The following is a 10,327-nucleotide window of genomic DNA, read 5'->3' as shown; positions in this document are numbered from 1 at the left end:
TATTTTAATTAACAACAGTGCAGCTCAGTAAAGATACAAAAAGATAATAATAATTCTCATTAAATAAAATGATCAGCTCCTAACCATCAATAGTTTTTATAGATGTATGAAATTTAAAAATGATTCTGAAATGAAATATTTTTCACGTATTAATAATCTAAGATATCAAAAAAAGAAGCACTTAATAGTCTCGCCAAGTCTTGAGGATGAAGTCCAATATCCAATCCCCTTTTTCCACCACTCACGTAAATTTTATCAAAGGCTTCTGCGCTTTTATCAATCACTGTTTTTAAGCGTTTCTTTTGACCTAACGGACTGATTCCACCAACAAGATACCCTGTCAAACGTTCAGCATCTTTCGGATTCGCCATTTGTAATTTTTTACAACCTACAGCTCCAGCAACTTTCTTTAGATTTAATTGATGGTTAACAGGCAAAATTGCAATAAAATAGTTTTTTTCATCCGTTACCATCAATGTTTTAAATACTTCTTCTACATTTAAGTTCAGTTTTTCAGCAGCTTCTAAACCAAAACTTTTGGCATTTACATCATGCTCATACTCATGGATTGAAAACGATATTTTGTTTTTTTCTAGAAGTTTACATGCGGGCGTCATGGTTACTCAGTGCTTTTATAAAAATTTTAAAGTGGGAATAGTGTAGCATTTTAAGATAAACATTTAAATTTGCTTAGGCTATTTTTGATATAAATCTATTCTTGATAATTCCTAAACTAACCTCATATATTGCTCAATGTGGATTAAAAATAGGAACTGCAATGTATGAGTTATAAACATAACAATTTAATGGCAATGCGTCAGAGCTATTGGGATGATGAATCTTCACATATCGTACAAGCTGAAAAGCAACTGCTCAAACATACTTTGATTGAAGAAGGCATTTTTACGAATGCAACTTTAGACGATACCAAGTATTTTTTCTTCACCCTACCTAGTATTATCATCGTCAAAGCCTATGCAGTAGGTTTCCATCATAGCTCAGTCAAGCAAATGCTGAAGCAACACATTCAAAGCAACCGCACCAGCTTGATGAAAAAATCTGCATTAAAAATTCAGTTTAGAATTTAGAGGATAAATTTTTTAGTCTCTAAAAAGCTAAAAGTTTTGCTTAGGCTATTTTTGTAATATTCAAGTATTGCACAAATTTAGACTGATAATTCAAGAGATTGAACTATTTTAATACGTTCAAACGCTGTAATATCCACTACAATTTAACTCTCGGCTTTCCTCCCTCCTCCGATTTCAGCATAGGATTTTTCTTTCATGTCAGATCAGAACGATAAGCTCAAGAATCTAAAAACCTCGTCTGTGGATCGTCGCTTATCTATTGCAAAAGCTTCTTTACTTGCTGGAACTCGTTGGGCAACAGCAAGTGCTACCTCTATGTTCTCTAGTGAGGAAGAAAAAGAGAAGAAACGTAAAAAAGCGATGGCTGAACAAGCTCATTATTTGGTTTCTGAGATTGGAAAGTTAAAAGGCTCAATTGTAAAAATTGGGCAAATGATGGCCTTATATGGTGAACATTTCCTGCCTGAAGAGATTACTCAAGCATTAAATACTCTCAATAACCAAACCGTTGCTTTGGCTTGGCCAGCGATTAAGGCACATTTACAAGAACAACTTGGTTCTAAAATGGATGATCTGACAATTGATCATGAACCTATTGGGACTGCTTCATTAGCTCAAGTACATCGTGCTATCCGTAAGTCTGACGGTTTAGAACTTGTACTTAAAATCCAATATCCAGGTGTAGCAGAAGCGATAGATTCTGATATGAATCTTTTCAAAAACATGCTTAAACTCACCCGAATGGTGCCGCAGACCCGTGAATTTGATCAATGGTTTGATGAAGTTCGGGAAATGATGCATCGAGAAGTTGATTATGGTATCGAGGCAGCGACCACACGTCGCTTTGCTGCACGTTTAAAAGAAGATCCTCGATATATTGTCCCTCAGATTGTCAATGAATTCTGTGCTGAAAAAGTGCTCTGTATGACTTTCGAGCGTGGTGTTCCTGTAAACAGCCCTGTCATGCTCTCTTTGCCACAAGAACGTAGAAATCAATTGGGCGAAGCATCATTAGAGATCGCAGTACGTGAATTATTTGAATGGGGTGAAATGCAAACCGATCCTAACTTCGGTAATTATTTAGTCCGTTTAGGGAACGGTACTGACGTCCGCGATAAAATTGTATTACTTGATTTTGGTGCGATACGTCAATTCGATGAGAATTTGCTGTCTGTTGCACGTAACTTAATTCAAGCGGGCTATGATCACGACAAAGCAGCCATGGTCAAAGCGATGACAGGCTACGAATTTTTTGATGGTATGCCAGAAAGTATTAAACCAGGCATGGCAGATGTTTTCTTGATTGCAACTGAAGCATTTAGTTGCCCTGAAAACAATCCAGACATGCCTACTGGTATTATGGATGATCAAGATCGCTATGACTGGAAGAAAAGTCAGCTTCATAGTCGAGTGATGCAACAAGCAGCGCAATCAATGGCTTCTCGCTACTTCTCTGTTCCTCCAAAAGAATTTATGTTTATTAGTCGTAAATTCATTGGTGCCTATACCTTTATGACAGTCATTGAAGCAAAGACAAATGTCCGTAAAATGATTCGTCAGTTTGCTTAAAACATTCATAGAAAGTCACTTTGACCAATCTGTTTTGTCAGATTGGTCAATTTTTTTTAAATTAATTTCTTTGGTATTTTTTTAAATTAATAAAAAACAATAACATAAATAACACCCTATCATCATTTTACCCTTTATCTTTATCAAATCAGCGTGTCAAAGAAGACATAGTTTTTTTAACTGGGGCATGTCAGCATGAATTTACAATCATCCCCTAGGATAAAGTCATGTCTAATATGATGAATAAGGCTCAAGGTTTCGGGCTATCTTTAATCACAAAAATCGCAGGAAGCGAAATGCTTGATCAACTCAAGCTACGAAAATTTGTTGAAAAATCGCTATATCAAGGTTCAAAGACTGGCTTTAAGGTGCTGACAAAAACACAAAAAGCCTTTAAACCGCAAGCAATAGATAAACAGCGTCTACCAAATCAAAGCAATAAAAACCTATTTGATCTGAGTTTAACTGAAGAACAGCAAATGACCTGCGACGCTATGTCACAATTTGCTGAAGAGGTTTTATATACCTTAGCGCATGATGCAGATCATCATGCTCAATTTCCAGAAGAACTTTGGCAGCATTTAACTGATCTTGGTTTAAATTACTACGCATTACCCGAAGCTTTGGGCGGTGTAGCGGCTGAACAAAACATTGTTAGCAATATTCTAATTGCAGAAAATCTAGCTAAAGGTGATTTTAGCTTGACCGCAGGTCTATTAAGTACTTTTAGTGTGATCAACGCAATCACACGTTGGGGCTCAACTCAAGTTCAATCCATGTATCTCCCTGTGTTTGCAGAAGATCCAGATGTCACAGCAACTTTCGCTTTCCAAGAAGCTACGCCAGCATTTAATCCATTCCAGTTAAAAACCAAAGCAACTGAGCAAAATGGACAATGCTATATCACAGGTGAAAAAACCTTAGTTGTTCTAGGTGATACAGCGGATATATTCCTTGTTAGCGCTGAATACAATGGGAAAACTGATATCTTTGTGGTGCAATGTGATGAAACAATCTCTATCAAAGCAAATCCAGCGATGGGTTTAAAAGCAGCCGAAACCGCAACTCTACAATTCAATCAAAGTCCTGCTTTACGTCTTGGTGATGCCGATTTCGACTACACCTCATTTGTTGATTTAGGTAACCTGATGTGGTGTGCCATGGCAATTGGGACTTGTGAAGCGATTAAAGCATATTGCATTAAGTATGCCAATGAACGCACTGCCTTTGGTGAACCTATCTCGCATCGTCAAAGCGTAGCTTTCATGATTGCTGATATGGCAATTGAAATTGACGCGATGCGCATGTTGGTACTTAACGCAGCAAGTTTGGCAGAAGCTGGGCAACCTTTCCACCGTGAGGCGTATTTAGCACGATTACTCTGTGCAGAGAAATCTATGAAAATCGGTACGGATGGCGTTCAAATTCTTGGTGGACATGGCTTTACCAAAGAGCACCCTGTTGAACGTTGGTATCGTGATTTACGTGCGACAGCTGTCATGCATTCTGGCTTACACGCTTAATTTTGGAGAATAATAATGAATTTACAAAATCCGAAAAAATTTAAAATGCTGGTTGATCAGGCACATGAAACTGCAATGAATGTATTGCGTCCAATTTCCCGTAAATATGATAAAGCTGAACATGCCTATCCCAAAGAACTGGATATGCTTGCTGCTTTACTGGATGGAATGAATGAAAGTGGTGAAGGTGTAGGTGCGGCAAATGCAAGTAAACGCGGTACAGTCAATCCAGATGCAATTGTGAATGGCGGTAATATGTCAGCGGCGCTAGGCATTATTGAAATGTGCTATGGCGATACGGGATTATTACTGAGTATGCCTCGCCAAGGTTTAGGTAACTCTGCAATTGCTGCGGTTGCGAATGATGAGCAACTAGAACGTTTTAAAGGTACTTGGGCAGCGATGGCAATTACTGAACCAGGTTGTGGTTCAGACTCAGCAGCAATTCGTACGACTGCGACCAAAGATGGTGATGACTATATTCTGAACGGTGAAAAAATCTTTGTCACTTCAGGTGAACGTGCTGATTCAGTTGTGGTTTGGGCAACTTTAGATAAAAAGCTAGGACGCGCAGCAATTAAATCCTTTGTAGTACCAAAAGGTACTGCTGGCATGAAAGTAGAGCGTCTTGAGCATAAACTTGGAATCAAGGCATCTGATACAGCAGTAATTAGCTTTATTGACTGTCGTGTACCGGCTGCCAATTTGTTAGGTAATCCTGAAATTGATGTAGCAAAAGGTTTCGCTGGTGTCATGGAAACTTTTGATAATACACGCCCACTTGTTGCAGCAATGGCAATTGGTTGTGCAAAAGCATCTTTAGAACGTATCAAAGAAATTTTTAAAGACCAACTTGATCCAGACTATCAAACTCCGTATTTACATACCTCAAATTTAGCTGCACAGATTTATCGTATGGAAGCTGAATGGGAAGCTGCCCGTTTACTCACGCTAAAAGCAACATGGATGGCCGATAATAAAAAGCCAAACTCGAAAGAAGCTTCGATTGCTAAAGCAAAAGCTGGACGTGTGGGTAATGAAATCACATTGAAATGTGTTGAACTGGCTGCAAGTTTAGGATATGGCGAAGATGAATTGCTGGAGAAATGGGCACGTGATTCAAAAATTCTGGATATTTTTGAAGGTACTCAACAAATCCAACAATTAATTATTGCACGTCGTGAATTAGGAAAGTCATCAAGCGAATTGAAGTAATTAAAATCTGTAAAGATATTCTATTAGAAAAGGCTTTCGAGTCTTTTCTTTTTTATTTATCATTAATGTAATAATCATAAATTAATAAGTGAATGCCATTCGTCTCCACCCTTTATTTTTTCATATTCAACAATCCGATGAATATTAGACAAGGATAAAAATAATATCCTATATTACATAGATAAAAATTAGATGAATGATAGTAAATACATAGGCTAAAAAATGAGAGTAGATTATACACAAGATGAAATTGATTCTCGCACTCTTAAACTGATTGTAGGTTTAATTGCATTATTTTTGGCAAGTTTAACAAGCTTTTTGACCCATGGAGAAATCCAGTCTATTAGTGAGTCTTATCACCATGATGGATTAGTCCGTAATATATTCGTAGGTTGTCTTTTCGCCATAGCTTCTTTCCTATTCGCTTACAACGGTCAAGAACCAAAAAAAGAAGCACTCATTAGTAAAATTGCAGCAATTTCTGCACTTGGAGTTGCATTATTCCCTTGCAAATGTGGGATAACAGGTAATGTTTGCAGAAGTATTAATGAATATAATCAAATCGTTTTTGGCATTATGCACATTATATCCGCTGCTATAATGTTTCTGATCTTAGCCAGGTTTTGTCAAATTTTTTACTATAGGGCAAAAAATAAATTTCTAAGAGATGGAAATATCATGGCAAAACGAAGATCTTATATATATCTGGTCTCAGGAATTACCATTGTCTTATCAATATTGATACTTCTACTTGATATGTTAATTCAATATTTACCTAATCCAATTATTCTAAATCCAAGATTAGTGTACTGGTGTGAATTTTTTGGACTTGTTGCATTTGGCATTTCTTGGTTAACATCAAGTAAAATTTTGCCATTTATGGCAATGAAACATGAAGAGTTGCACATCTTAAAAAAATAATGATTCTTTCTTATAACGCTTGAGAAATATTTCCACACTGGAATTCAGTTTAATTTACGATGTACCGTAAATTAAACTGTTTCTTGCTTATCTCATGGTCACAAACTCTTCAGCAGAAGTCGGGTGAATCGCAACTGTATTATCGAAATCTTTCTTGGTCGCTCCCATTTTTAAAGCAACAGCAAAACCTTGCAAAATTTCATCCATCCCAAAACCAATGCCATGAATCCCCACAATTTTCTCATCTTTACCCACGCAAACAAGTTTCATCTTCGTGGGTTGACGATGTTGGGTAATCGCACTAAACATGGCAGTGAATGAAGTGTTATATACCTTCACAGCGTCCTTACCATATTGCTCTACCGCTTCATCTTCAGTGATTCCAACAGTGCCTATGGGTGGATGACTAAAGACCACAGTAGGAATATTTTCATAATTTAAATGTTCCTCAGGTTTATCATTAAAAAGCCGTTCTGATAATCGACGTCCTGCCGCCACTGCAACAGGTGTGAGTTCCATTTTTCCTGTAATATCCCCTACAGCATAAACTCCCTTTTGTGACGTATTCTGAAATTTGTCGACTTTGATATAGCCTCTTTCATCAAGCTCAATATTAGCTTTTTCTAAAGCTAAACTTGTAGTGTTAGGTTCTCGCCCCGTTGCCCAGATCAGGCAATCAACCGTATATTTTTTTTCATTTTCTAGATGTAGTGTTATTGAATCATCTAAATTTTTTGTGACTTTTTTCGGAACGGCTTGAGTATGTACAGTAATACCATCCGTTTGCATTACTGCCATAAGTGTTTCACTGATAAATGACTCAAAACGACGTACGGGTAAACTCCGACGTAAAAACAGCCCAACCTCTGCACCTAAGGCATTCAACACACCTACAAGTTCAACCGCGATATAGCCAGAACCTATTACTGCGACCCGTTTAGGTAAAGCGGATAATTCAAAGAAACCATTTGAATCAATTCCATATTCAACGCCTTCAATATCTGGCAACGATGGTTGTGTCCCAGTAGCAATTAATATATAGTCCGCAGTGAGCCGATCACCATTCACCTCAATTGTATGATTATCAATAAAATGGGCTTCACCGTTAATAAGATCAACGTTATTCTTGCTTAGGCTATTTTGATAAGATTGGTGAATGCGGTCAATATAGGCCTGTCGGTTCTTGATCAAAGTCTGCCATTCAAATGATTCGACCCGCAGATTAAATCCATAATCTGGCGCATATTTTTGTATGGTCTCCGCAACATGTGCAGCGTACCACATCACTTTTTTAGGTACACATCCGACGTTTACACATGTCCCCCCAATTTCACTTTTTTCAATCAAGGCACATTTCTTTCCATACATTGCTGCACGATTGATGGATGCTATGCCCCCACTACCAGCGCCAATCGCTATATAATCATAATGTTTTGTCATCGTCGCCTCATAAAATCGATTGTATGTGCTTTTTTCATTCTAGGTGATATATAGATATACAATAAGTCCTTGCAAAAACCGTTGTTTTTTAATTTTTTTAATACAAGAAAAAAGCACTGTTCATCTCTGAACAGTGCCTAGAACGTTATCAGGGTCTGTGAAATATCAGCAAACCTCAAATTTTATATTAGTCTGCAGTGGTTTCAGTAGTAGCTGGTGCTAGTGATTGATCTACCCCGCCAAACTTCTTAAAAAGTTTTGCACGACGTTTTGGATAAATGTTCGCTTTGTTTAAATCACCTTTGTAGTGATCAACAACACGTTTATCCATCATTTTAAACCATAGAGGTGGAATCAATGCTGGTAGAAGCATACTTGCATAACCACTTGGCAACTCTGGTGCCTCATCAAAATGACGTAAAGCTTGGAATGGACGAGTTGGATAAGCATGATGATCCGAGTGACGTTGCAATTGGTACAAGAATAAGTTCGTTACGATATTATTGTTGTTCCAGCTATGCTCTGGCATTGTACGTTGATACTTGCCGTTTGCATCTTTTTGACGTTTTAAACCATAGTGTTCAATATAGTTAATAATTTCAAATAAACTAATGCCATAAAATGCTTGAGTTGCTAAATATGGAATTACACCTTTTCCAAATAAACCAACCATTGAACCATGAAATGCAGCACTCATGCCCCAACCTTGTAGCAACTCATTCTCTGTAGACCAGAACTCTTTGCCTTTACGTTTTAAACGATTCGTTTCAATCTCAATTGCAGATTTTAAAGAACCAATCACTGTACGTGGCCAAAATTCGTAAAAAGTCTCTCCCATTTGTGAAGACGCTGGATCTTCAGGAGTTGCGGCACGCTTATGATGACCGTATGGATGTTCAACACGGAAATGGTTATAACCTGTAGGTACCAATGCTAAGTGAGAAAGAATATGATCAATACGATCATGTTTATGACTCAACTCGTGTGCCGTATTAATGGCGATACCATTGATCGCACCCATTGAAACACCAAGCAAAATTTTATCAAGAAAAGAGGTTTCTTTTCGGCTTGTTAAATAACATGCATATAAGTTCGCTGCATATTGTAATGGAATAAAGCTTTTTACTAAGCGAGAATAATAAGGATCTTGCTCAAGTAACTTCACTTCTTCAGCTGTTGGATTGTTTGCATCTTTTCCTACAATCGTATCAATTGCAGGAATTACAATATGAAGTAAGATAGGACCACCCAAAGCAAAGATTTTTTTCAAAGGACGTGGTGCAAATTGATAACCTGCTAAAATTCCAATTCCAATTACAGGCAAAGCTGGGCTGATGGCCCATAAATAACGTTTACGATCCAATTCAAATTTTGATTTTGGAATGCTTACTGGCGTAAGTTCTTGACTAACATTTACTGGCGCATTCATCGTCGTATCCATGTCTTCGTATATATATGTATATTTTGAAGAATTATGAAGGCGATGACAGTTGCAAGCGTCCAAAAAACCTATGTATAAGTCTTTGGCGTAATCCCCCCTGTTTTTGTCCTAAAAACACATATTGAGTTATTACAATAGCTCTCTATAATTTAAATCACATACATTAAATAAAACGCATATGGACGCCTTAAGTAAAATTTTTGCAGATATTCATTTAAATCACACTGAATATATCTATTTGAAAACACAAGGAGAATGGGGATTCATTTGCCAAGATCAAGCTGCTTTGATCGTACATATAGTTTTAGTCGGTTCAGTATATATTCAAATTGATGCGCAGAATCATCTCGTCGCACATGCAGGTGAAATTGTCTTAATACCATCGGGACAGGCACATACAGGCGCAGATAATGCCATCACCAAGCTTATTGATGCAGTTGATATCTCAAAATTGTTTGACGGTCATCGTGAAGAAGCAGTTGAGTTTGGTACAGAGTCATCTGAAAAAAATCTGATACTTACCATCCGATGTCAAATTGATACGATTATGGCTCGTCCATTTATTCAAGCTCTACCCTCACTCATTCATATTCAACACGGTGATAATACAGCGCCTGAATGGTTGCAAATTGGATTACATTTTCTGGCATTAGAGACTCAAAATATTCAAGCAGGTCGAGATATTATTATCGATCATCTGGTTAATATTTTGCTGATCAAATGTATCCGCGACCATATTCAACAAATTTCGAGTCAACATGGCTGGCTTAGTGCATTAAATCACCCTGAGCTTAGTAATAGTCTTGCAGCGATTCACAATCATCCGGAAGACGCTTGGACTGTCGAATCCCTTGCAGAGCAGTGCTGTATGTCACGCTCGAAGTTTGCGAGTTTATTCCATGAAGTCATTGGTGAGTCTCCTCTCGCTTATTTACAACAGCATCGTATGCGCCTAGCAAGCCAATTTTTACGTAAAAGCAACTACTCTATACAAGTCATCGCCAATAAAGTGGGCTATTCATCTGAAACAGCTTTCAGCCAAGCATTTAAACGAACTTTTGAATTATCACCTAAGCAATATCGACAGCAATATGTTGAAGTTGAACCTTAAATTGTACAAATAAAAAAAG

Annotated in this window: 9 protein-coding genes; 6 read left to right on the top strand and 3 right to left on the bottom strand. The window is 37.5% G+C overall.

The genetic code is table 11. The features are described from left to right. Positions 1-149: 149 nt before the first annotated feature. Entirely contained in the window at positions 150-617 is a 468-nt protein-coding gene (gene ybaK, locus DK207_RS10650) for a Cys-tRNA(Pro) deacylase (RefSeq protein ID WP_109441140.1), read from the bottom strand. A 165-nt stretch (positions 618-782) separates the two neighbouring features. Between ybaK and DK207_RS10645 the strand changes: the two genes are divergently transcribed. From DK207_RS10645 to DK207_RS10625, 5 genes are all read left to right on the top strand, one after another. Next, positions 783-1,088 (top strand): hypothetical protein, encoded by a 306-nt coding sequence (locus DK207_RS10645; protein WP_109441139.1) that lies wholly within the window; start codon positions 783-785, stop codon positions 1,086-1,088. 195 nt (positions 1,089-1,283) lie between these two features. After that, complete coding sequence (locus DK207_RS10640) at positions 1,284-2,657, top strand: ABC1 kinase family protein (protein ID WP_109441138.1); 1,374 nt, start codon at positions 1,284-1,286, stop codon at positions 2,655-2,657. 236 nt (positions 2,658-2,893) lie between these two features. Continuing rightward, positions 2,894-4,180, top strand: a complete 1,287-nt coding sequence (locus DK207_RS10635) for an acyl-CoA dehydrogenase family protein (RefSeq protein WP_171293669.1) — start codon at positions 2,894-2,896, stop codon at positions 4,178-4,180. Positions 4,181-4,195: 15 nt separating this feature from the next. Beyond that, the gene (locus DK207_RS10630) at positions 4,196-5,395 is read left to right on the top strand and encodes an acyl-CoA dehydrogenase family protein (RefSeq protein ID WP_109441136.1); all 1,200 of its coding nucleotides are present in this window, start codon (positions 4,196-4,198) and stop codon (positions 5,393-5,395) included. A gap of 222 nt (positions 5,396-5,617) precedes the next feature. Continuing rightward, positions 5,618-6,316, top strand: coding sequence for a hypothetical protein (locus DK207_RS10625; RefSeq protein ID WP_109441135.1), 699 nt, complete (start codon positions 5,618-5,620; stop codon positions 6,314-6,316). 87 nt (positions 6,317-6,403) lie between these two features. Here DK207_RS10625 and gorA read toward each other — a convergent pair whose 3' ends face one another. Next, entirely contained in the window at positions 6,404-7,756 is a 1,353-nt protein-coding gene (gorA, locus tag DK207_RS10620) for a glutathione-disulfide reductase (RefSeq protein WP_109441134.1), read from the bottom strand. Between the two features lie 187 nt (positions 7,757-7,943). After that, complete coding sequence (locus DK207_RS10615; RefSeq protein ID WP_109441133.1) at positions 7,944-9,185, bottom strand: alkane 1-monooxygenase; 1,242 nt, start codon at positions 9,183-9,185, stop codon at positions 7,944-7,946. Between the two features lie 190 nt (positions 9,186-9,375). Between DK207_RS10615 and DK207_RS10610 the strand changes: the two genes are divergently transcribed. Beyond that, on the top strand, positions 9,376-10,308 hold the full coding sequence (locus DK207_RS10610; RefSeq protein ID WP_109441132.1) for an AraC family transcriptional regulator: 933 nt from the start codon (positions 9,376-9,378) through the stop codon (positions 10,306-10,308). The last annotated feature ends 19 nt before the right edge of the window (positions 10,309-10,327 follow it).

The organism is Acinetobacter haemolyticus (genome assembly GCF_900406815.1).
GTDB classification, from domain to species: Bacteria; Pseudomonadota; Gammaproteobacteria; order Pseudomonadales; family Moraxellaceae; genus Acinetobacter; species Acinetobacter haemolyticus_A.
This window is presented reverse-complemented; position numbering and strand designations above follow the sequence as displayed.